This is a genomic window from Streptomyces sp. JLBT605 (assembly GCF_058215555.1).
The window spans coordinates 6143588-6168266 of sequence record NZ_CM177087.1; the positions used below are offsets into that span (position 1 = coordinate 6143588).

Here is a 24679-nt window from a genome sequence, read left to right on the forward strand (position 1 = left end):
TACGGAGATTTTGATGGGGAATGAAGAAAAGCTTCGTTACTTCCTCAAGCGAGTAACGGCTGACCTTGAGCAGGCGCACGAGCGGCTGCGTGTGCTGGACGCCAGGGATCAGGAGCCGATCGCTATCGTCGGCATGAGCTGCCGTTTCCCGGGCGGTGTCAGCACCCCCGAGGAGCTGTGGCAGCTGCTCGCCACCGGCGGTGACGGCATTTCGGATTTCCCGGCGGACCGTGGCTGGGGCCTGGACGGGCTGTTCGACCCGGACCCCGACAACCCGGGCACCAGCTATGTGCGGCAGGGCGGTTTCCTCGACGACCCCGCCGGATTCGACGCCGAGTTCTTCGGGATCTCGCCGCGTGAGGCCGTGGCCATGGACCCCCAGCAGCGGCTGCTGCTGGAGGCGTCCTGGGAGGCGCTGGAGCGCGCCGGTATCGACCCGCAGTCCGTACGCGGCAGCCGGATCGGCGTCTTCGCCGGCACCAACGGCCAGGACTACGCGGCCTGCATGGAACGGTCGTCCGACGAGTTCGACGGCTACCTGATGACCGGCGCCGTGGCCAGCGTGCTGTCGGGCCGGGTGTCGTACACCCTGGGTCTGGAGGGGCCGGCGGTCACCGTCGACACCGCCTGCTCGTCCTCGCTGGTGACCATGCACCTGGCGGGCCAGGCGCTGCGCCAGGGCGAGTGCACGTTGGCGCTGGCCGGCGGCGTCACCGTGATGGGCACGCCCAGCATCTTCCAGGAGTTCAGCCGCCAGCGCGGACTGGCCCTCGACGGCCGGGTCAAGGCGTTCGCCGACGCCGCCGACGGCACCGCCATGGCCGAGGGCGTCGGCATGCTCCTGCTGGAGCGGCTGTCGGACGCGCAGCGCAACGGTCACCCGGTGCTGGCCGTCATCCGTGGCTCGGCCGTCAACCAGGACGGCGCGTCCAACGGCCTGACCGCGCCCAACGGCCCCGCCCAGCAGCAGGTGATCCAGCAGGCGCTGACCAACGCCCGGCTCTCCGCTGACCAGGTGGACGCGGTCGAGGCGCATGGCACCGGGACGTCGCTCGGTGACCCGATCGAGGCGCAGGCGCTGCTGGCGACCTATGGGCGGGAGCGTGCCGAGGGCCGTCCGCTGTGGCTGGGTTCGGTGAAGTCGAACCTGGGCCACACGCAGGCCGCGGCTGGTGTGGCGGGTGTCATCAAGATGGTGATGGCGATGCGGCACGGTGTGCTGCCGCAGACCCTCCACGTCGACGAGCCGTCCACGAAGGTGGACTGGTCGGCGGGCGCGGTGCGCCTGCTGACCGAGCAGGTGGCTTGGCCGGAGACCGGCCAGCCCCGCCGCGCCGGTGTCTCCTCCTTCGGCGTCAGCGGCACCAACGCCCACGTCATCCTCGAAGGCGCCCCGGCACCTGCCGAGACTGAGCCCCCGGCGGAGCGGCCCGCCGGGGATGTACGCCCGGTCGTGCCGTGGGTGGTGTCCGCGCGGAGTGCGGAGGCGTTGCGGGGGCAGGCGCGGCGTCTGGCCGCGTTCGTGGAGTCCCGTTCTGACGTGAGTGTGGCGGATGTCGGCTATTCGCTGGCGGTGTCGCGGGCTGGGCTGGAGCACCGGGCCGCGGTGGTGGCCTCCGACCGTGCGGAGTTCCGTGCGGCCCTGGAGGCGCTGGCCGCTGGCGAGACCCCGGCGGGCGTGGTCGAGGGCGTTGCGGGTTCCGGGAAGCTGGCCGTGTTGTTCACGGGTCAGGGTTCGCAGCGGGTCGGTATGGGCCGGGAGTTGTGTGAGCGGTTCCCGGTGTTCGCGGAGGCGTTTGACGCGGTCTGTGTGGAGCTGGATCGTCATCTGGAGCGGCCGCTGCGTGAGGTGATCTTCGCGTCTGATGCGGAGTTGCTGGATCAGACGGGGTTCACCCAGCCGGCGCTGTTCGCGATCGAGGTGGCGCTGTTCCGTCTCACCGAGTCGTGGGGGATCCGCCCGGACTTCGTGGCCGGGCACTCCATCGGTGAGTTGTCGGCCGCGCATGTGGCGGGTGTGCTGTCGCTGGCGGTTGCTGCGGCGCTGGTTGGTGCTCGTGCCCGTCTGATGCAGGCGTTGCCGCAGGGCGGGGCGATGGTCTCCATCGCTGCTCCCGAGGAGGACGTCCGCGCGGCGCTCGATGGCGTTGCGGGTGTGTCGGTCGCGGCCGTCAACGGCCCCGCGTCCGCGGTGATCTCCGGTGACGCCGACACCGTGACCAGGGTCGTGGGGGAGTTTGCCGCTTCGGGTGTGAAGACCAAGCGGCTGCGCGTCAGCCACGCCTTCCACTCGTCGCACATGGACGGGATGTTGGAGGAGTTCGCGCAGGTCGCGAAGGGGCTGGAGTTCACCGCCCCGCGTATCCCGGTGGTCTCCAATGTCACGGGTGAGGTCGCGTCTGCTGAGGAGCTGTGCTCGGCGGAGTACTGGGTCCGCCATGTGCGGGAAGCGGTGTTGTTCGCCGCTGGTGTGCGCACGCTGGAGGCCCAGGGCGTCACGCGCTTCCTGGAGCTGGGTCCGGACGGGACGCTCTCGGCGATGGCCCGGGAGTGCCTGTCCGAGGACAGCGAGGCGACTCTCGTTCCGGTCCTGCGTCGTGACCGTGCCGAGGAGCAGACGCTGCTGGCGGCCCTCGGGCAGCTGTACGTCGATGGTGTCGCCGCCGACTGGGAGGCGGTCTTCGCCGGTACCGGCGCGCGCCGGGTCGACCTGCCCACCTACGCCTTCCAGCACCAGCACTACTGGCCCAAGGACCCCGCTCCTTCGTCGGGTGACGTCACCGCGGCCGGACTCAACGCCGCCGATCACCCGCTGCTTGGCGCGGCCATGTCGTTGGCCAACGACGACGGGCTGCTGCTGACCGGCCTGCTGTCGCTCCGCACCCACCCCTGGGTCGCCGACCATGAGGTGATGGGCTCGGCACTGCTGCCCGGCACCGCCTTCGTGGAACTGGCCCTTCAGGCCGGCGACCGAGTCGGCTGTGATCGTGTGGAGGAGCTGACGCTCGAGGCTCCTCTGGTCTTGCCCGAGCAGGGTGCGGTGCAGCTTCAGATCTCCGTGTCGGCGGCCGATGAGAGCGGCCGGTGCGAGTTCGCGTTCTACTCGCGCTCGGCTGAGTCGGGGGTTGAGGAGCCGTGGACGCGGCATGCCAGTGGGTCGTTGGTCGCTGGTGGTGCTGTGGGATCGTCGGTTGGTTTGGTGGAGTGGCCTCCGGTGGGTGCGGAGGCGGTGGACATTGCCGGCTTGTATGAGCGGTTCGCGGATGCGGGTCTGGCGTATGGGCCGTCGTTCCAGGGGCTGCGTTCGGTGTGGCGGCGTGGTGAGGAGACCTTCGCCGAGGTCGCGTTGCCGGATGTGGTGAGCTCCGAGGCCGACCGTTTCGGTCTGCACCCGGCCCTCCTCGACTCCGTCCTCCACGCCATGGGCGCCGACGGTCTTCAGGGCCCCGGTGGCGCGCGCCTGCCGTTCTCGTGGGGCGGCGTGCAGCTCTACGCCGTCGGCGCGTCCGTTCTGCGGGTACGGCTCGCCCCGGCCGGCGCCGAGGCGGTCTCCCTGACGGTCAGTGACGGCACCGGAGCGCCGGTCGCCGAGGTCGATTCCCTCGTACTGCGCCCCGTATCCCGTGACCAGCTCGCGAGCGGGCAGCAGCAGTCGCTGTACCGGATGGACTGGCAGCCCCTGGCGCTGCCGGCCACCTCGGAGCCCGCCGCTGAGCGGTGGGCGGTGCTGGGTTCGGGCGATGGTGTTTCTGGTCTGCCGGCGTCGTTGGGCGTGGGTGAGGTCGCCTCTGATCTTGGTGCGTTGGGTGCTGGTGGTGAGGTGCCGGGTGTGGTGTTGGTGCCGTGCCTGTCCGGTGGTTCCAGTGCCGCGGATGTGCGGAGTGCGACCGGTCGCGTTCTGGGGCTGGTGCAGCAGTGGCTGGGCGATGAGCGGTTTGCTTCCTCGCGTCTGGTGCTGGTGACCCGTGGCGCGGTCGCCGTGGACGAGGGCGAGGGTGTCGCCGACCTGGCGCACGCCGCCGTATGGGGTCTGGTGCGTTCGGCGCAGTCGGAGAACCCGGACCGGTTCGTCCTGGTCGACCTGGACGAGGACGAGACGTCGATGGCCGTCCTGCCGTCGGTTGTGGGCTCGGGCGAGTCGCAGGTGGCGGTGCGGGCGGGTGCGGTGTCTGTTCCGCGTCTGACGCGTGCGATGGCCGCCTCGTCGTCCGATTCGGCTGGCTGGGATGCCGACGGCACGGTGCTGGTGACCGGTGGCACGGGTGCCTTGGGTGCTCTGGTGGCCCGGCACTTGGTGGCCGAGCACGGCGTTCGCCATCTGGTGCTGACCAGCCGCCGGGGCCTGGACGCCCCGGGCGCGGCCGAGCTGCGCGATGAACTCGCCGCGATGGGCGCTCAGGTGACGGTCGCCGCCTGCGATGCGGCTGATCGTGAGGCGCTGGCCGGGCTGCTGGAAACGGTCCCTGTCGAGCATCCGCTGACCGGAGTCGTCCACACCGCCGGTGTGCTTGACGATGGTGTGATCGAGTCGCTGTCGCCGGAGCGGTTGGAGACGGTGCTGCGGCCGAAGGTCGACGCCGCGCTGAACCTGCATGAGCTGACCCGCGACCTCGACCTGTCCGCCTTCGTCCTCTTCTCCTCGGCTGCGGGTGTGCTGGGCGCGTCCGGGCAGGGCAACTACGCCGCCGCCAACGCCTTCCTGGACGCGCTGGCGCAGCACCGCCGCGGCCTGGGCCTGGCGGGGCAGTCGCTCGCCTGGGGCCTGTGGGCCCACAACAGCGGCATGACCGGCGGCCTCTCCGAAGCGGACGTCTCGCGGATGACGCGTGCGGGTCTGCGTCCGCTGTCGGAATCCGATGGCCTGGCCCTCCTCGACGCCGCCCGCGCGGCGGATGATGCCGTACTGGCTCCGGTGCACCTGAACACTTCCGTGCTGGCCGGTCAGGCGGCTCTCCCGTCAGTGCTGCGCTCCCTGGTTCGCACCTCGGCCCGGCGCATCGCCGAAGCCGGCCGCGCCCAGGACGGCGGGTTGAAGGAACGACTCCTGGCCACTCCCGGGCCCGACCGTGAGCGCGTACTGCTCGACCTCGTCCGTGGTCACGTGGCGGCTGTCCTCGGGCACGGCTCACCGGACGCGGTGCAGCCCCTGCGCGCGTTCAAGGAAGTCGGCTTCGACTCGCTGACCGCCGTCGAGCTGCGCAACAGGCTGATCGCGGACACCGGACTCCGGCTGCCGGCCACACTGGTCTTCGACCACCCCACGCCGACCGCGATCGCGGATCTGCTGCGGACCGAGCTGCTGGGCGACGCCCCGGAGGCGGCGGCACTCCTTCCGGCCGTCACGGCCTCGGCAACGGATGACGATCCGATCGCGATCATCGGCATGAGCTGCCGCTACCCGGGCGGTGTGACCTCGCCGGAGGATCTGTGGCAGCTGGTTGCCACCGGAGGCGACGGCGTCTCCGCCTTCCCCACCGACCGTGGCTGGGAGCTGGACGGGCTCTTCGACTCCGACCCGGGCCGCTCGGGCACCAGCTACGCCCAGGAGGGCGGATTCCTCTACGACGCGGCGGAGTTCGATGCCGGGTTCTTCGGGATCTCGCCGCGTGAGGCGCTGGCGATGGACCCGCAGCAGCGGCTGCTGCTGGAGACCTCCTGGGAGGCGCTGGAGCGCGCCGGTATCGACCCGCAGTCGCTGCGCGGCAGCCGCACCGGCGTGTTCACCGGCGTGATGTACCACGACTACGGCGCACGGGTGCGGGAGATCCCGGAGGGGCTGGAGGGCTACCTCGGCAACGGCAGCTCGGGCAGCGTCGCCACGGGCCGGATCTCGTACACGCTGGGCCTGGAAGGCCCCGCGGTCACCGTCGACACCGCCTGCTCCTCCTCGCTGGTCGCCCTCCACCTGGCGGCGCAGGCACTGCGCCAGGGTGAGTGCACGATGGCCTTCGCGGGCGGCGTGACGGTGATGTCGACCCCCGGCGTCTTCGTGGAGTTCAGCCGGCAGCGTGGTCTGGCCTCTGACGGCCGCTGCAAGTCCTTCGCGGGTGCGGCGGACGGCACCGGCTGGGGCGAAGGCGTCGGCATGCTGGTGCTGGAGCGGTTGTCGGATGCCGAGCGCAACGGTCATCGGGTGCTGGCCGTGGTGCGGGGTTCGGCGGTCAACCAGGATGGTGCGTCGAATGGTCTGACGGCGCCGAATGGTCCGTCGCAGCAGCGGGTGATCCGCCAGGCGCTGGCCAATGCCCGGCTCTCCGCCGATCAGGTGGACGTCGTCGAGGCGCACGGCACCGGCACCACCCTGGGCGACCCCATCGAAGCCCAGGCGCTCCAGGCCACCTACGGCAAGGACCGCTCTCCGGAGCGTCCGTTGTGGCTGGGTTCGGTGAAGTCGAACCTGGGTCACACCCAGGCGGCCGCCGGTGTGGCGGGTGTCATCAAGATGGTGATGGCGATGCGGCACGGTGTGCTGCCGCAGACCCTGCACGTCGATGAGCCGTCGCCGCACATCGACTGGTCGGCGGGCGCCGTCGAGCTGCTGACCGAGCAGACGGCCTGGCCGGAGACCGGCCAGCCGCGCCGAGCGGGCGTCTCGTCCTTCGGTATCAGCGGCACCAACGCGCACGTCATCCTCGAAGGCGTCCCGGCAACCGCCGACGCCGAACCGGTCGATGCGCCGAGCGCCGATGGTGCGGTGTCGTGGGTGGTGTCCGCGCGGAGTGCGGAGGCGTTGCGGGGGCAGGCGCGTCGTCTGGCGGCGTTCGTTGAGTCCCGGCCGGATGTGCGTCTGGCGGATGTCGGTTATTCGCTGGCGGTGTCGCGGGCTGGGTTGGAGCACCGGGCTGCGGTGGTGGCCTCGGATCGTGCGGAGTTCCGTGCGGCGCTTGAGGCGTTGGCCGCTGGTGATGTGGCGCCTGGTGTGGTCCAGGGCGCGGTCGGTGGCGGCAGGCTGGCCGTGTTGTTCACGGGTCAGGGTTCGCAGCGGGTCGGTATGGGCCGGGAGTTGTGTGAGCGGTTCCCGGTGTTCGCGGAGGCTTTTGACGCGGTCTGTGTGGAGCTGGATCGTCATCTGGAGCGGCCGCTGCGTGAGGTGATCTTCGTCGCTGACTCCGAGCTGATTGATCAGACGGGGTTCACCCAGCCGGCGCTGTTCGCGATCGAGGTGGCGCTGTTCCGTCTCACCGAGTCGTGGGGGATCCGCCCGGACTTCGTGGCTGGCCATTCGATTGGTGAGTTGTCGGCCGCGCATGTGGCGGGTGTGCTGTCGCTGGCGGACGCGGCGGCGCTGGTTGCTGCTCGTGCCCGTCTGATGCAGGCGTTGCCGCAGGGTGGGGCGATGGTGTCCATCGCTGCTCCCGAGGAGGATGTCCGGGCGGCGCTTGAGGGTGTTGCGGGTGTGTCGGTCGCGGCCGTCAACGGTCCGACCTCGGTGGTGATTTCCGGTGACGCTGACGCCGTGGCGCGTATCAGTGAGGGTTTCGCCGCTTCGGGTGTGAAGACCAAGCAGCTGCGTGTCAGCCACGCCTTCCACTCCTCGCACATGGACGGAATGTTGGAGGAGTTCGCGCAGGTCGCGAAGGGGCTGGAGTTCACCGCCCCGCGTATCCCGGTGGTCTCCAATGTGACGGGTGAGGTCGCGTCTGCTGAGGAGCTGTGCTCGGCGGAGTACTGGGTCCGTCACGTCCGTGACGCCGTCCGTTTCGCTGACGGGATCCGTGCGCTGGATGCCCAGGGCGTCACGCGCTTCCTGGAGCTTGGTCCGGACGGGACGCTCTCGGCGATGGCCCGGGAGTGCCTGTCCGAGGACACCGAGGCCGTGCTCGTCCCCGTCCTGCGTCGTGACCGTGCCGAGGAGCAGGCGCTGCTGACGGCGGTGTCCGCGCTCTTCGTCCGGGGTGGCGAGCTGGACTGGGAGGCGGTCTTCGCCGGTACCGGCGCGCGCCGGGTCGACCTGCCCACCTACGCCTTCCAGCACCAGCACTACTGGCTGGACGCCACGGCTCCGGCCGGTGACGTCACCTCGGCGGGCCTTGCCCCTGCCGATCACCCGCTGCTGGGTGCCGCTGTTGGGCTCGCGGAAGGTGACGGCTACCTGTTCACCGGACGGCTCAGCGTGGACACGCACCCGTGGCTCGCCGACCACGCCGTCTCAGGCGTCACCGTGGTCCCGGGCACAGCCATCCTCGAACTCGCCATGCGGGCCGGGGATCAGGTCGGGCGCGATCGTGTGGAGGAGCTGACGCTGGAGGCTCCTCTGGTGTTGCCGGAGCAGGGTGCGGTGCAGCTTCAGATCTCCGTGTCGGCGGCCGATGAGGGTGGCCGGTGTGGGTTCGTGTTCTACTCGCGCTTGGCTGAGTCGGGGGTTGAGGAGCCGTGGACGCGGCATGCCAGTGGGTCGTTGGTCGCTGGTGGTGCTGTGGGATCGTCGGTTGGTTTGGTGGAGTGGCCTCCGGTGGGTGCGGAGGCGGTGGACATTGCCGGCTTGTATGAGCGGTTCGCGGATGCGGGTCTGGCGTATGGGCCGTCGTTCCAGGGGCTGCGTTCGGTGTGGCGGCGTGGTGAGGAGACCTTCGCCGAGGTCGCGTTGCCGGATGTGGTGAGCTCCGAGGCCGACCGTTTCGGTCTGCACCCGGCCCTCCTCGACTCCGCCCTTCACGCCATGGCGGCGGCCGGAGACGCTGACCAGGCCGGTCAGGCTCATCTCCCGTTCTCCTGGAGCGGGGTGTCCCTCCACGCGACGGGCGCTTCCGTCCTGCGCGTAGCGCTGTCGCCCACCGGTACCGACGCGGTGTCGCTGACCGTTGCCGACGGCTCCGGACAGTCGGTCGCGTCGATCGAAGCACTGCTGGTCCGGCCGCTGTCCGCGGAACAACTCCGTGCGAGCCAGGGCACCCGTCAGGACTCCCTGTTCCGGGTGGAGTGGCAGTCGCTGTCGGTGGCTGAGGCTGCTGGTGCTGGTGCTGCTGGTTGGGCGGTGCTGGGTTCGGAGGCTTCTGGTCTGCCGGCGTCGTTGGGCGTGGGTGAGGTCGCCTCTGATCTTGGTGCGTTGGGTGCTGGTGGTGAGGTGCCGGGTGTGGTGTTGGTGCCGTGCCTGTCCGGTGGTTCCAGTGCCGCGGATGTGCGGAGTGTGACCGGTCGCGTTCTGGGGTTGGTGCAGGAGTGGCTGGGCGATGAGCGGTTTGCGTCTTCGCGTCTGGTGGTGCTGACGCGGGGTGCGGTTGCCGTGGACGAGGGCGAGGGCGTCGCCGACCTGGCGCACGCCGCCGTATGGGGTCTGGTGCGCTCCGCACAGACCGAGAACCCGGACCGGTTCGTCCTGGTCGACCTGGACGAGGACGAGACGTCGATGGCCGTCCTGCCGTCGGTTGTGGGCTCGGGCGAGTCGCAGGTGGCGGTGCGGGCTGGTGCGGTGCGTGTCCCGCGCCTTGCTCGCGCGACCGTCCCCGCGCCCTCGGATTCCCTTTGGGCTGTGGATGGCACGGTGCTGGTGACCGGTGGTACGGGTGCTCTGGGTGCGTTGGTGGCCCGGCACTTGGTGGCCGAGCACGGGGTCCGGCATCTGGTGCTGACCAGCCGCCGGGGCCTGGAGGCTCCGGGCGCGGCCGAGCTGCGCGATGAGCTGACGGAGCTCGGTGCTCAGGTGACGGTCGCCGCCTGCGATGCGGCTGATCGTGAGGCGCTGGCCGGTCTGCTGGGCGGCATCTCCGCCGAGCATCCGCTGACGGGCGTCGTCCACACCGCCGGTGTGCTGGATGACGGTGTGATCGAGTCGCTGTCGCCGGAGCGGTTGGAGACGGTACTGCGGCCGAAGGTCGACGCCGCGCTCAATCTCCATGAGCTGACCCGCGACCTCGACCTGACCGCCTTCGTCCTCTTCTCCTCGGCTGCGGGTGTGCTGGGCGCGTCCGGGCAGGGCAACTACGCCGCCGCCAACGCGTTCCTGGACGCTCTGGCGCAGCACCGCCGCGGCCTGGGCCTGGCGGGGCAGTCGCTCGCCTGGGGCCTGTGGGCCCACAACAGCGGCATGACCGGCGGCCTCTCTGAAGCGGACGTCTCGCGGATGACGCGTGCGGGTCTGCGTCCGCTGTCGGAGTCCGATGGCCTGGCGCTGCTGGACGCGGCAGGCGCGGCGGGCGATGCGGTCCTGGCCGCGCTGCATGTGAACGGTGCCGCGCTGGCAGGTCAGCCGGGTCTCCCCGCGGTGCTGCGCTCCCTGGTGCGGACGCCCGCACGGCGTGTCGCCGAGGCGGGGCGGGCTCAGGAGAGCGGGATGAAGGAGCAGCTTCTGGCCACTCCGGAGCCTGACCGTGAGCGTGTACTGCTCGACCTCGTCCGCACCCGGGCCGCCGCGGTACTCGGACACGCCAGCCAGGACGCGCTTCCGCCGCGTGCGGGCTTCCTGGACTCGGGCTTCGACTCGCTGACCGCCGTCGAGCTGCGCAACGTCCTGGGGGCCGACACGGGTCTGCGGCTGCCGTCGACGCTGCTGTTCGACTTCCCCACGCCCTTCGCGCTCGCGCAGCACCTCCGCGAGGAGCTCTTCCCGAGCGTCGGCGGGGCGGGGGAGAGCGACCCCGCGGAAGCCGAGCTGCGAGCGGTGCTGGCGTCCATTCCGATCAGCAGGTTCCGGCAGGCGGGTCTGCTGGACGTACTCCTTCAGCTGGCGCAGCCGGAATCCGAGAGCGATGAGACGCAGGAAGAAAGCGACGCGACGGACCTGGATCTCATCGACGAATTGAATGTGGAAAGCCTCGTGCAGCGGGCACTGGGCGATGCTCAGGCATAAAGAAAATCGAAAGTGCCGGTTGCGGAGGATAGTGTGAGCACTTCTACTGAGAAGATCGTCGAGGCGCTGCGTGCCTCTCTGAAGGAGAACGAGCGGCTGCGGCAGCAGAATCAGCAGCTCGCCAAGGTATCGACCGAACCGATTGCCATCGTCGGGATGAGCTGCCGCTACCCGGGCGGCATCGACTCCCCTGACGCCCTGTGGGAACTCCTTTCCACCGCAGGTGACGGGGTGACGGCATTCCCCACCGATCGCGGTTGGGACCTGGACGCACTGCGCAATCCCGACCCGGAGGCGAAGGGCGCGAGCCACACCCACGAGGGCGGTTTCCTCGACGGTGCGGCGAAGTTCGACGCTGAATTCTTCGGGATTTCGCCGCGTGAGGCGATCGCGATGGACCCGCAGCAGCGGCTGCTGCTGGAAACCTCCTGGGAGGCTTTCGAGCGGGCGGGGATCGATCCGCTCTCGCTGCACGGCAGCCAGGTCGGCGTATTCGCCGGACTCATGTACCACGACTACGCGGGGCTTGTGGAGCGGACGCCTGGCGGCGGTGACGGTTTTCTCGGTAATGGCAGCGCCGGCAGCATTCTCTCCGGCCGGGTGGCGTACTCCTTCGGCCTGGAGGGACCCGCGGTCACCGTCGACACGGCGTGCTCGTCGTCGCTGGTGACCCTCCACCTCGCCTGTCAGGCGCTGCGCCGTGGTGACTGCTCGATGGCGCTGGCCGGCGGTGTGACCGTGATGTCGACGCCGGGCGCCTTCGTGGAGTTCAGCCGGCAGGGCGGGCTGTCCGCCGACGGCCGCTGCAAGGCGTTCGCCGACGCCGCGGACGGCACCGGCTGGGCCGAGGGTGTGGGCATGCTGCTCGTGGAGCGGCTGTCGGACGCCCGACGCAACGGCCACCCCGTGCTGGCGGTCATCCGAGGCTCGGCCGTCAACCAGGACGGCGCCAGCAGTGGTCTGACGGCGCCGAACGGCCCGTCGCAGCAGCGTGTCATCCGCCAGGCCCTCAACAGTGCCGGCCTCACCGCTGACCAGGTGGACGCGGTCGAGGCGCATGGCACCGGCACGTCGCTCGGTGACCCCATCGAGGCCCAGGCGCTGCTGGCGACCTATGGGCAGAACCGCGCCGACGACCGTCCGCTGTGGCTGGGTTCGGTGAAGTCCAATCTGGGTCACACCCAGGCCGCGGCCGGTGTCGCCGGAATCATCAAGATGGTGATGGCGATGCGGCACGGTGTGCTGCCGCAGACCCTCCACGTGGACCAGCCGTCCACCAAGGTGGACTGGTCGGCGGGCGCGGTGCGCCTGCTCACCGAGCAGGTGGCCTGGCCGGAGACCGGCCAGCCCCGCCGGGCCGCCGTCTCCGGGTTCGGCGTCAGCGGCACCAACGCGCACGTCATCCTCGAAGGCGTCCCGGCAACCGCCGACACCGAACCGGCCGAGGCGCCGAGCGCCGATGGCGTGGTGTCGTGGATGGTGTCCGCGCGGAGTGCGGAGGCGTTGCGGGGGCAGGCGCGGCGTCTGGCCGCGTTCGTGGAGTCCCGTTCTGACGTGAGTGTGGCGGATGTCGGCTATTCGCTGGCGGTGTCGCGGGCGGCGTTGGAGCACCGGGCGGCGGTGGTGGCCTCCGACCGTGCGGAGTTCCGTGCGGCCCTGGAGGCGCTGGCTGCCGGCGAGACCCCGGCGGGCGTGGTCGAGGGCGTTGCGGGTTCCGGGAAGCTGGCCGTGTTGTTCACGGGGCAGGGTTCGCAGCGGGTCGGTATGGGCCGTGAGCTGTGTGAGCGGTTCCCGGTGTTCGCGGAGGCGTTTGACGCGGTCTGTGTGGAGCTGGATCGTCATCTGGAGCGGCCGCTGCGTGAGGTGATCTTCGCGTCTGATGCGGGGTTGCTTGATCAGACGGGGTTCACCCAGCCGGCGCTGTTCGCGATCGAGGTGGCGCTGTTCCGTCTCACCGAGTCGTGGGGGATCCGCCCGGACTTCGTGGCCGGGCACTCCATCGGTGAGTTGTCGGCCGCGCATGTGGCCGGTGTGCTCTCGCTGGCTGACGCGGCGACCCTGGTGTGTGCCCGCGCCCGTCTGATGCAGGCGTTGCCGCAGGGCGGCGCGATGGTCTCCATCGCCGCTCCGGAGGAGGACGTCCGCGCGGCGCTCGACGGAACCCCTGGTGTGTCGGTCGCGGCGGTCAACGGCCCCGCGTCCGTGGTGATCTCCGGCGACGCCGACGCCGTGGCGCGTATCAGCGAAGGCTTCGCCGCCCGTGGCGTGAAGACCAAGCAGCTCCACGTCAGCCACGCCTTCCACTCGCCGCACATGGACGCGATGCTCGCGGAGTTCCGACAGGTCGCGGCAGGCATGACCTTCGAGGCCCCGCGCATCCCGGTGGTCTCCAATGTGACGGGTGAGGTCGCGTCTGCTGAGGAGCTGTGCTCGGCGGAGTACTGGGTCCGTCACGTCCGTGACGCCGTCCGTTTCGCTGACGGGATCCGTGCGCTGGAGGCTAAGGGCGTCACCCGCTTCCTGGAGCTTGGTCCGGATGGGACGCTCTCGGCGATGGCCCGGGAGTGCCTGTCCGAGGACACCGAGGCCGTGCTCGTCCCCGTCCTGCGTCGTGACCGTGCCGAGGAGCAGACGCTGCTGACGGCGGTGTCCGCGCTCTTCGTCCAGGGTGGCGAGCTGGACTGGGAGGCGGTCTTCGCCGGTACCGGCGCTCGCCGGGTCGACCTGCCCACCTACGCCTTCCAGCACCAGCACTACTGGCCGAACCCGTCCGACATCCGCCCGGAGAACGTGTCCTCGGCCGGCCTGGGATCGGTGGACCACCCGCTGCTGGGCGCCGTCGTGGTGCTGGCCGGCACCGATGGGGCCGTGCTGACCGGACGGCTGTCCCTGGACGCACAGCCGTGGTTGGCCGACCACGCGATGGCGGGCTCGGTGTTGCTGCCCGGCTCCGCATTCGTGGAGCTGGCGGTGCGCGCCGGTGACGAGGTCGGTTGCGGCCAGGTCGAGGAGCTGACGGTCGAAGCGCCGCTCCTCCTGCCCGACCACCGCTCGGTGCAGGTGCAGTTGGCGGTCGGCGCCGCGGATGACGCCGGGCGGCGGCAGCTGGAGGTGTACTCCCGGCCGGCTCCGGAGACCGCCCAACCGGTGGTCGCCGACGCCTCCCACGAGGACGGCTGGACCCGGCACGCCAGCGGCGTGCTCGCACCGGCCGGCGCCGAACCGCGCGAGGACGAGGCCCCTCTGGCGGAGTGGCCGCCGCAGGACGCCACCGCGGTCGACCTCGATGGCGTCTACGACGGGCTGGCCGCTTCCGGGTACGACTACGGTCCCGCGTTCCAGGGTCTGCGAGGCGTCTGGCGGCGTGGCGACGAGGTCTTCGCCGAGGTCGCGCTGCCGGAGGTGGCCGAGGCCGATGCCCGAGCGTTCGGCCTGCACCCCGCACTGCTCGACGCCACCCTGCACGCGATCGGCCTCGGCGGGCTCCTGCAAGCCCCCTCCGGCGATCAGGGCCAGGCTTGGCTGCCGTTCTCCTGGCGCGGCGTGTCGCTGCACGCGGCGGGTGCCTCCGTGGTGCGGGCACGGCTGATGTCGAGCGGCCCCGAAGCCGTGGCACTGGAACTGGCCGACGGCACCGGCCGCCTGGTCAGCCGCGTCACCGAGCTGACCATGCGAGCGGTCGAGGTGGACAAGCTGCGCGACGGCCAGGCCGCCGTGCGCGACTCGCTCTTCCGCCTGGACTGGCAGTCGGTGTCGGTGTCGGTGGCTGGTGCTGGTGCTGCTGGTTGGGCGGTGCTGGGTTCGGGCGATGGTGTTTCTGGTCTGCCGGCGTCGTTGGGCGTGGGTGAGGTCGCCTCGGATCTTGGTGCGTTGGGTGCTGGTGGTGAGGTGCCGGGTGTGGTGTTGGTGCCGTGCCTGTCCGGTGGTTCCAGTGCCGCGGATGTGCGGAGTGTGACCGGTCGCGTTCTGGGGTTGGTGCAGGAGTGGCTGGGCGATGAGCGGTTTGCTTCCTCGCGTCTGGTGGTGCTGACGCGGGGGGCGGTTGCCGTGGACGAGGGTGAGGGTGTCGCGGATCTGGCGCACGCTGCCGTGTGGGGTCTGGTGCGTTCGGCGCAGTCGGAGAACCCGGACCGGTTCGTCTTGGTCGATATCGACGAGGACGAGGCTTCTGCGGCTGTCCTGCCGTCGGTTGTGGGCTCGGGCGAGTCGCAGGTGGCGGTGCGGGCTGGTGCGGTGCGTGTCCCGCGCCTTGCTCGCGCGACCGTCCCCGCGCCCTCGGATTCCCTTTGGGCTGTGGATGGCACGGTTCTGGTGACCGGTGGTACGGGTGCTCTGGGTGCGTTGGTGGCCCGGCACTTGGTGGTCGAGCACGGGGTGCGGCATCTGGTGCTGACCAGCCGCCGGGGCCTGGAGGCTCCGGGCGCGGCCGAGCTGCGCGATGAGCTGACGGGGCTCGGTGCTCAGGTGACGGTGGCTGCCTGTGATGCGGCTGATCGTGAGGCGCTGGCCGGTCTGCTGGGCGGCATCTCCGCCGAGCATCCGCTGACCGGAGTCGTCCACACCGCCGGTGTGCTTGACGATGGTGTGATCGAGTCGCTGTCGCCGGAGCGGTTGGAGACGGTGCTGCGGCCGAAGGTCGACGCCGCGCTGAACCTGCATGAGCTGACCCGCGACCTCGACCTGACCGCCTTCGTCCTCTTCTCCTCGGCCGCCGGGATCCTCGGCGCGCCCGGCCAGGGCAATTACGCCGCCGCCAACGCCTTCTTGGACGCGCTGGCGCAGCACCGCCGCGGCCTGGGCCTGGCGGGGCAGTCGCTCGCCTGGGGCCTGTGGGCCCAGAGCAGCGGTGTGACGGGTCAGATGACCGGCGCCGACGTCGATCGCATGACCCGCAACGGCGCCGAGGCACTCTCCAACGAGGAGGGGCTTGGGCTGTTCGACGCCGCCCATGGCGCGGAGAGCTCCGTGCTGGTGCCCATGCGGCTCGCCGTGGCGCGGCTGCGCGCCCAGCCCGGCCAGGTGCCGGCGCTGCTGCGTGGCCTGGTCGGCGCGCCGACCAGGCGTGTCGCCGAGGCGGGGAGCGCGGCCTCGCCGCAGCTCGCCGGGCTCTCCGGCGCCGAGCGGGAGCGGGCACTGCTGAACATGGTCCGCAACGATGTGGCGGCCGTGCTGGGGCACACGTCCTCCGGCGCCATCGCGGCCGAGCGTTCCTTCCGCGACCTCGGCTTCGACTCGCTCACCGCCGTCGAGCTGCGCAATCGACTCAACACGGCGACCGGGCTGCGCCTTCCGGCCACGCTGATCTTCGACTACCCGACCCCCGAGGTGCTCGCCCAGCACCTGAACGCCGAGCTGGCCGACACCGGCAGCGCCGGTGCGCCGGCCAAGGCGTCGGCATCGGTGGCCGCCGACGAGCCGATCGCCATCGTCGGCATGGCCTGCCGCTACCCGGCAGGCATCCAGAGCCCCGAGGACCTGTGGCGTCTGGTCGTGACGGGAGGGGACGGCATATCGCCCTTCCCCACCGACCGCGGTTGGGACCTCGAGACGCTCTACCACCCGGATCCGGAGCACACCGGCACCAGCTACGCACGCGACGGCGGCTTCCTGCACGACGCGGCCGACTTCGACGCCGGGTTCTTCGGGATCTCGCCGCGCGAGGCGATCGCGATGGACCCGCAGCAGCGGCTCCTCCTCGAAACCTCCTGGGAGGCGTTCGAGCGCGCGGGCATCGACCCGCTGTCCCTGCGCGGCGAACGGGTCGGGGTCTTCACCGGCGTGATGGGCCAGGACTACGCCGCCCGCTTCGCGCAGACCCCTGAATCCGTGGAAGGCCAGCTGAGCATCGGCAGCGCGGGCAGCGTCGTATCGGGCCGGATCTCCTACACCTTCGGGCTGGAAGGGCCCGCGGTGTCACTGGACACGGCCTGCTCGTCCTCGCTGGTCGCCCTTCACCTGGCGGCACAGGCACTGCGCCAGGGTGAGTGCACGATGGCGCTCGCCGGCGGTGTCACCGTGATGTCCACACCGGTGGGCTTCGTGGAGTTCAGCCGCCAGCGCGCCCTTTCCCCGGACGGTCGCTGCAAGGCGTTCGCAGGTGCCGCCGACGGCACCGGCTGGGCCGAAGGCGCGGGCATGCTGCTCGTGGAGCGGCTCTCCGACGCCCAGCGCAACGGCCACCCGGTGCTGGCGATCATCCGCGGCTCGGCGGTGAACCAGGACGGTGCGTCGAACGGTCTGACGGCGCCGAATGGTCCCTCGCAGCAGCGGGTGATCCAGCAGGCGCTGGCCGGCGCGCGGCTCTCCGCCGATGAGGTGGACGCGGTCGAGGCGCACGGCACCGGTACGGCGCTGGGCGACCCGATCGAGGCGCAGGCGCTGCTGGCGACCTATGGGCAGAACCGCCCCGAGGATCGCCCGCTGTGGCTGGGCTCGGTGAAGTCCAACATCGGCCACACCCAAGCGGCGGCCGGCGCGGCCGGGATCATCAAGATGGTGATGGCGATGCGGCACGGTGTGCTGCCGCAGACCCTGCACGTCGATGAGCCCACGCCGCATGTGGACTGGTCGGCGGGCGCGGTCGAATTGCTGACCGAGTCGGTGGAGTGGCCCGAGACGGGTCGGCCCCGCCGCGCCGCCGTGTCCTCCTTCGGTGTCAGTGGCACCAACGCGCACGTCATCCTGGAAGGCGTCCAGACTGCCGAGCGGTCCGAAAACGCGGCTGCTCCCACTGATGAAACCGCGGTCCTCGTGCCGTGGGTGTTGTCGGCGCGTAGTGCGGAGGCGTTGCGGGCGCAGGCTGGGCAGTTGGCGGCTTTCGTCGGGGAGCGGCCGGGGCTGGGTTCGGTGGATGTGGGCTATTCGCTGGTGACGTCGCGGTCGGTGTTCCGGCACCGTTCGGTGGTGCTCGCCGAGGACCGTGAGTCCGCCTTGTGTTCGCTGGTTGCGCTCGCTGAGGGCAGTGATGCCCCTGGTGTGGTCCGTGCCGAGGCGGATGCCTCCGGTGGTGCTGTCTTCGTCTTCCCTGGTGGGGGCTGGCAGTGGGCCGGTATGGCGGTGGAGTTGCTGGAGTCCTCGCCGGTGTTCGCCGCTCGTATGGCGGAGTGTGCGGCGGCGCTTGCTCCGTTCACGGACTGGTCGTTGCTGGACACGGTTCGGGATGAGTCGGGTGCGTGGCTGGATCGGGTGGATGTGGTCCAGCCGGTGATGTGGGCGATCATGGTGTCGCTGGCCGCGGTGTGGCAGTCCCATGGTGTGGAGCCTGCTGCGGTGGTGGGTCACTCGCAGGGTGAGATTGCCGCCGCGTGTGTGGCGGGTGCGCTGAGTCTGGAGGATGGTGCCCGGATCATCGCGCTGCGTGGCCGGCTGCTGACCGATCTGCCGGGCGACGGGGTGATGCTGTCGGTGGCGCTGCCGCTGGAGGAAGTCACCGAGCGTATTGCCGAGTTCGGTGACGCGGTGTCGGTGGCAGCGGTCAACGGCCCCGGCTCGGTGGTCGTCTCCGGAGACCGCGAGACGGTGCAGGCCCTGCAGAGTGAGTGGAAGGCCGCAGGCGCCCGGACAAGTTCGGTGCCGATGGGCTACGCCTCGCACTCGGCGCAGATGGAACAGGTCCAGGACCAGCTCCTCGCCGTTCTCGCGCCGGTTGAGCCGCGCAGTGGCCGTGTCCCGTTCTACTCCTCCGTCACCGGGACCCGGATCGACACCTCCGGTCTGGATGCCGGGTACTGGTATCGCAATCTGCGGCAGACGGTGGAGTTCGCCGACGCTGTCAGCACGCTCCTTGACGAGGGCCATGGTGCGTTCATCGAGGTCAGCGCGCATCCGGTGCTGCTGATGGGGGTACAGGAGACGGCGGAGACGGCCGACCGGCCGGTGGTGACCGTCGGTACCCTGCGGCGTGGTGAAGGCGGCCGGGAGCGGCTGCTGACCTCGCTGGCCCAGGCACACGCACGCGGAGTCGACGTCGACTGGACATCGCTGTTCAACCACAGCGAGGCCCGCCGGGTCGACCTGCCCACCTACCCCTTCCAGCGCCAGCGCTACTGGCTGGACGCCGTCAAGCACGGCGGCGACGTCACGTCAGCCGGTCTCGTCCCGGCCGAGCACCCCCTGCTGGGTGCCGCGATCGGGGTTGCCGAGACGGACACGTACGTGTTCACCGGTCGTCTGAGCCTCGACGCCCATCCGTGGCTCGGTGACCACACGGTGTCCGGCACCGTGCTGCTGCCGGGCACCGCCTTCGTGGACATGGCGGTGCGCGCGGGCGACGAGGTCGGCTGCGGGCGGGTCGAGGAGCTCACGCTGGAGGCGCCGTTGGTGCTGCCGGAGCGGGGCGGGGTCCAGGTGCAGATGGCCGTGGGCGCCCCCGACGCGTCGGGACGGCGCACGCTGACGGTGCACTCGCGCGTCGAGGGGCTCGACGGTGCGGAGTGGACACGCCACGCCAGCGGCCTGGTCGGCCCTGGCGCGCAGGAGGCCGAGTACGACCTGAAGGTCTGGCCTCCGCAGGGCGCCACCGAGGTGGAGCTCCACGGACACTACGACCGGTTGGAGGAGACCGGCCTCGGTTACGGCCCGGCGTTCCGCGGGCTCCGACGAGCCTGGCGCGGGGCGGCCGACGAGGTCTTCGCCGAGGTGGCCCTGGAGGGCGATGCCGGTCCGCGGGGTGACGACTTCGCTCTGCACCCGGCGCTGCTCGACGCGACCCTGCACGCGATCGGACTCGGCAAGCTCGTCGAGGAGACCGGCCGGGCCCGGCTGCCCTTCGTCTGGAGCGGTGTCCGTCTGTACGCCTCGGGAGCCTCCGCGCTGCGCGTGCGCATCGCCGCGCAGAGCGGGGACAGCGTCGAGCTGACCGCCGCCGACGAGCACGGCCGGCCGGTCGCCTCGGTCGACTCGCTGGTGCTGCGTCCGTTCAACCCCGGGCAGTTGGGCGCGGGTCAGCAGCAGTCACTCTTCGAGGTGACGTGGACGGCCGCCGAGCCGCGGACGTACACGGCAGCTGCCGGCCGATGGGCCCTGCTGGGCACTGAGGGGACGCAACTGGCCTCCGTGCTGGCGGCCTCCGGTGCCGGCGTCGACGCCTATCCGGACCTGGCCGCCTTCGGCGACGCCCACGCCTCGGGCACGGACGTGCCCGAGGTGGTGCTGGCGCCCTTCGCACTGTCGGACCCGTCGGCCCTGTCCGATGGGGGAGCCGCCGGCTTCGCCGAGGGGCTGGCCGGCACCGCACGCGATGCGGCCCACCGTGCGCTGGCGCTGGTGCAGGCGTGGCTCGCGGACGAACGGTTTGCCGCCTCGCGCCTCGTCCTGGTGACCCGCGGCGCTCTCGCGGCCGCCGACGGCGAGGACGTTCCGGGCCTGGCGCACGCGGTGGTGTGGGGCCTGGTGCGTTCCGCGCAGACGGAGAACCCGGACCGGCTGGTCCTGCTCGACGTGGACGGGTTGGAGGACCAGGACGCGGCCGGCCGAGCCGTGCGGGCCGCGGTGACCTCCGGCGAGCCGCAGGTCGCGGTGCGCCGAGGTACGACCCTGGTGCCCCGGCTGGTGCGGGCACGCCCCGCGCACACCGCCGACGGCACGGTGTCGGAGGCCCGGGAGACGGCACCCGACACCTCCGGTGCGGAAGCCGCCCTGCCGCGCGGGGTCTTCGGCCCGCAGGACACCGTCCTGGTCACCGGCGGCACCGGCACCCTCGGTCTGCTGGTGGCCCGCCACCTGGTCACCGAGTGCGGGGTCCGGCACCTGCTGCTGACCAGCCGCCGCGGACTCGCGGCCGAGGGAGCGGCCGAAGCCGCGGCCGGGCTCACCGCGCTGGGCGCGGAGGTCACGGTGGCGGCATGCGACGCCGCCGACCGCGAGGCGCTCGCCGCACTCCTGGCCGGCATCCCGGCCGATCGCCCGCTGGCGGGTGTGGTGCACTCCGCCGGTGTCCTGGACGACGGGGTCATCTCCGCGCTCACCCCCGAGCGCATGGACGGTGTGCTGCGACCCAAGGTGGACGCGGCGCTCAACCTCCACGAGTTCACCCGTGACCTGGGACTCTCGGCCTTCGTGCTGTTCTCCTCGGCGGCGGGCGTCCTCGGCGCGGCCGGCCAGGGCAACTACGCGGCGGCCAACGCCTTCCTGGACGCGCTCGCCCAGCACCGCCGGGCAAGCGGCCTGTCCGGGATCTCCCTGGCGTGGGGTGCGTGGGAAGAGACCAGCACCATGACCGGCGCGCTGGACGCGGTGGACGAGCAGCGCCACTCCCGCGCGGGCATGGCGCCCCTCACCTCCGACGAGGGCGTGGCGTTGTTCGGCCTGGGCCTGGCGGACCACCGCGCACTGCTGGTGCCCACGCGCCTGGACATCGCGGCGCTGAACGGCCAGTCCTGGCCCGCCGGGGTCCCCGCGCTGCTGCGGACCCTGGTGCGGACTCCGGTGCGCCGAGCGGTGGAGGTGGAGCGGGAGGAGCCCGTCGTGCTGCGGCAGCGCCTGGCCGCACTGCCCGCGGCCGAGTGGGACGAGGTCCTGCTGGAGACGGTCCGCGCTCAGGCGTCGGTCGTGCTCGGGCACCTGTCCGCCGAGGAGATGCGGAACGAGGTGACGTTCCTGGAGTCGGGCTTCAACTCGCTGACGGCACTGGAACTGCGCAACGCCCTCAACGCGGTCACCGGGCTGCGACTGCCGCCCACCGTGGTCTTCGACCAGTCCACGCCGGCCGCACTGGTGACGTATGTGCGGGCGCGTCTGGTGGAGGACGGCGTTCGTGACGCCTCCGCCGCCACGGCCGCCACCGCCCCGGCCGCTCCGGAGCCCGAAGCGAGCGGTCCGGCGCCGGTCACCATCTCCGCGCTGTACCGGAAGGCGGGCGAGCAGGGGAAGATCACCGAGGCGATGCAGTTCGGCATTCTCGCCTCCGCGATCAGCCCGTCCTTCTCCTCGCCGAGCGACGTGGAGAGTCTGCCGGTCCCCCTCCGGCTGGCTCGTGGTGACAGCCGTCCCGTGCTGATCTGCCTCCCGTCGTTCAGCGTGACCTCCGGTCCTCACGAGTACGCGCGGTTCGCGGCCGCCTTCCGCGGGCGGCGGGATGTCTACGTGGTCCCGGAGCCCGGGTTCGCCGCGGGGGAGAGCCTGCCGGAGTCGGTGGACGCGCTGGCGTGGGTGCAGGCCGAAGTAGCCCGCACCTGTGCCGCCGGCGAGCCGTTCGTCCTGGTCGGCCGCTCCGCGGGCGGCTGGATCGCGCACGCGGTCGCCACCAAGCTGGAGGAACTCGGGACGCCCGCGGCGGCGCTCGTGCTCGTCGACAGCTACGCGGCCAGCGGCGCGGTGGGGACCGAGCTGGCGGACGCGATGATGAGCGGCGTGCTGCTGCGCGACGGGACGCACTCGTCCATCACGGACCTGAGCGTCACGGCGAGCGGAGGGTACAACCGCATCTTCATGGAGTGGCAGGCGCGGTCGATCAGCACGCCGACCCTCTTCCTCCAGGCCGCCGACCCGTTCTCGGAGGAACTGCGCGAGGTGCCCGAGGAGATCTGGCGGGCCGAGTGGAACCTGCCGGCCACCGTCAGGCAGATCTCCGGGGACCACTTCACGATTCTCGAGGAGCACTCGGAGGCCACCGCGCAGGCCGTCGAGGAGTGGCTGGCGGACATGGAGTGACCCAAAAGGCGCCACCCCGCCCCCAGCGCGGGGTGGCGCCACGGACCGCAGGGGCTTGCGCCGCACGGTGCAAGCCCCTGCGGCCTTGCTGCCTTCTCCGCCGCCCTTCCCCGCCGCGTCTGCGTGCCGTCAGCCGCGGCGCGGCGGGACGCCCGCGGATGCGGCGGCGACCGGACGGGTGCGGTGGACGCTCGGGCTCACCCCGCGCACCCGCTTGAAGGCCGCGCTGAAGCCGAACGCGTCCGCGTAACCCACCCGGCGCGCCACCGAGGCCACCGTGGCGCCCGGTTCGGCGAGCAGGTCGGCCGCTCGCGCCATCCGCCACTCCGTCAGATAGGCCAGCGGAGACTCGCCGACCAACTCCTGGAAGCGTTTGGCCAGGGTGGTGCGGGAGACTCCCGCCCGGCGCGCCAGGGAGGCCAGGGTCCACGGCTCGGCCGGAGCTTCGTGCAGTGCGCGCAGCGCCGGGCCCACCACCTCGTCGCCCAAGGCCCGGTACCAGCCCGGCGAGTCCGCCTCGGGGCGGGCGAGCCAGTCCCGCAGGGTGCACACCAGCAGCCAGTCCAGCAGCCGGTCCAGCACGATCTGCCGGCCCGGGCCGCCCGCTCCGCCCGTGAGCAACTGGACCTCCAGATAGTCGCGCAGGGCCGCGCAGTCATGGTCGTCCGGCACCACCAGCACCGGCGGCAGCACCCGCAGCAACCGCTCCGGCACCGCGCCCCGTACGTGGTAGGCGCCCGCCAGCAGCACCGCCCGGCCGGTCGCGCCGACCGCGAGCTCACCGGCCATGTCCCGGCCCGCCGCCTCCCCGGGCCACACGTCCGTACACCGCACCTCGTGCGGTGTCGCCGTGCCCGAGGCGGCCGTCACCGGATCGTCGGTGAAGAGGAACGGCCGGGGACCGGTGACCACCGCCGCTTCCCCGGTACGGACCCGCCACGGGCCCCGGTGTCCGTCCGCGTCTTTGTTCCCGCCGCCCCCGGACCCGGGTCGTACGATCCACCCCTCCCCGTGCAGGGGAACGCACAGGGTCAGCGCGGCTCCGTCGGTGAACCGCAGAGCCCAGGGCGGCGACAGGACCGATCGGCCGAACACGGCACCGTCGGCGCGCACACCCCGCAGAAGATCGTCGAACGGGTCCATGAGGCCAGCCTAAACGGCCCCTTCGAAGGCCCGTACGAACGGACATGGGGGACGTACGGAGGCCCATGGCCCGGGGCGGCGTCAGGGAGTTGACTCGCTGACATGACAACACCCAGCAAGGACAGCCAGAGCAGCGAGACCGGCAGGACCAGTACGAGCAGCGGGGCAAGCGTGAGCGGCGGGGCGAGCGAGAGCGGCGGGGGGCGTCGGGGCGGTGGGGACATCCTGGTCCTCGGCGCCAGCGGGAAGACCGGCCGCCGGGTGGTGCGGAGGCTGCGCGCGCAGGGCGCGGCGGTACGGGCCGCCTCCCGCTCCAGCGACGTCCGCTTCGACTGGGACGTCCCCGACACCTGGGAGCAGGCGGTCGCCGGTGCCGCGGCGGTCTACCTCGTCGCCCCCGACGACGCCGCGGCGGTCGAGCGGTTCGTCCAATCGGCGGTGGAGGCGGGTGTCCGCCGCTTCGTGGCCCTGTCCGGCCGCGGAGTGGACGAGGTCGGGCCCGACTTCAGCCCCGGCATGGCGGCCGCCGACCGTGCGGTGCGCGGCTCCGGCGTCGAGTGGGCCGTCATCCGGCCCAACAACTTCAACCAGAACTTCAGCGAGGACCTCTGGCATCAGCCGCTGCGGGACGGGCTCCTGGCGCTGCCGATCGGGGACGTCCCGGAGCCGTTCATCGATGCGGAGGACGTGGCGGAGGTGGCGGCGACCCTGCTGACGGCCGACGGGGACCGGTATGCCGGGCAGGTGTACGAACTGTCCGGGCCGCGCGGGCTGTCCTTCCGCGAGGCGACCGAGACCATCGCGCGAGCCACCGGGCGGGAGATCACCTACCAGGAGCTGTCGCCGGAGGAGTACCACGCCCAACTGCTGGCCCAGGGCCTGCCGGAGGCGGTGGTGAAGACCATGGACGCGCTCTTCGCCCTGCACCGTGACGGTCACACCGTGGCGCCCACGGACGGCGTGCGCCGCGTCCTGGGGCGGGAGCCGGCCGATTTCCCGGCCTATGTGGCGCGGGCCGCGGCGGCGGGGGCGTGGAGCTGAGCCGCCGGAGCCGTTTACCGGGGCGGATGAGCCGCCGCCGGATCTGCCGGCGCCGGGTAC

General features: G+C 71.6%; 4 protein-coding genes. 3 read left to right on the top strand and 1 reads right to left on the bottom strand.

Going from position 1 to position 24679, the window contains the following annotated elements:
- Positions 1-13 precede the first annotated feature (13 nt).
- Both AC4BDD_RS26720 and AC4BDD_RS26725 read left to right on the top strand, forming a co-directional pair.
- Positions 14-10786: a type I polyketide synthase gene (locus AC4BDD_RS26720; protein ID WP_490688008.1), complete on the top strand. Its 10773-nt coding sequence runs from the start codon at positions 14-16 to the stop codon at positions 10784-10786.
- Positions 10787-10819: 33 nt separating this feature from the next.
- Positions 10820-22435, top strand: coding sequence for a type I polyketide synthase (locus AC4BDD_RS26725; RefSeq protein WP_490688009.1), 11616 nt, complete (start codon positions 10820-10822; stop codon positions 22433-22435).
- Between the two features lie 129 nt (positions 22436-22564).
- On the opposite strand, the gene AC4BDD_RS26730 is transcribed toward AC4BDD_RS26725, so the two are convergent.
- A complete protein-coding gene (locus AC4BDD_RS26730; RefSeq protein ID WP_490688010.1) occupies positions 22565-23578 on the bottom strand; it encodes an AraC family transcriptional regulator in 1014 nt (337 codons plus the stop codon).
- Between the two features lie 102 nt (positions 23579-23680).
- On the opposite strand from AC4BDD_RS26730, the gene AC4BDD_RS26735 reads away from it, so the two are divergent.
- A complete protein-coding gene (locus AC4BDD_RS26735; protein ID WP_490688011.1) occupies positions 23681-24619 on the top strand; it encodes an NmrA family NAD(P)-binding protein in 939 nt (312 codons plus the stop codon).
- Positions 24620-24679 lie beyond the last annotated feature (60 nt).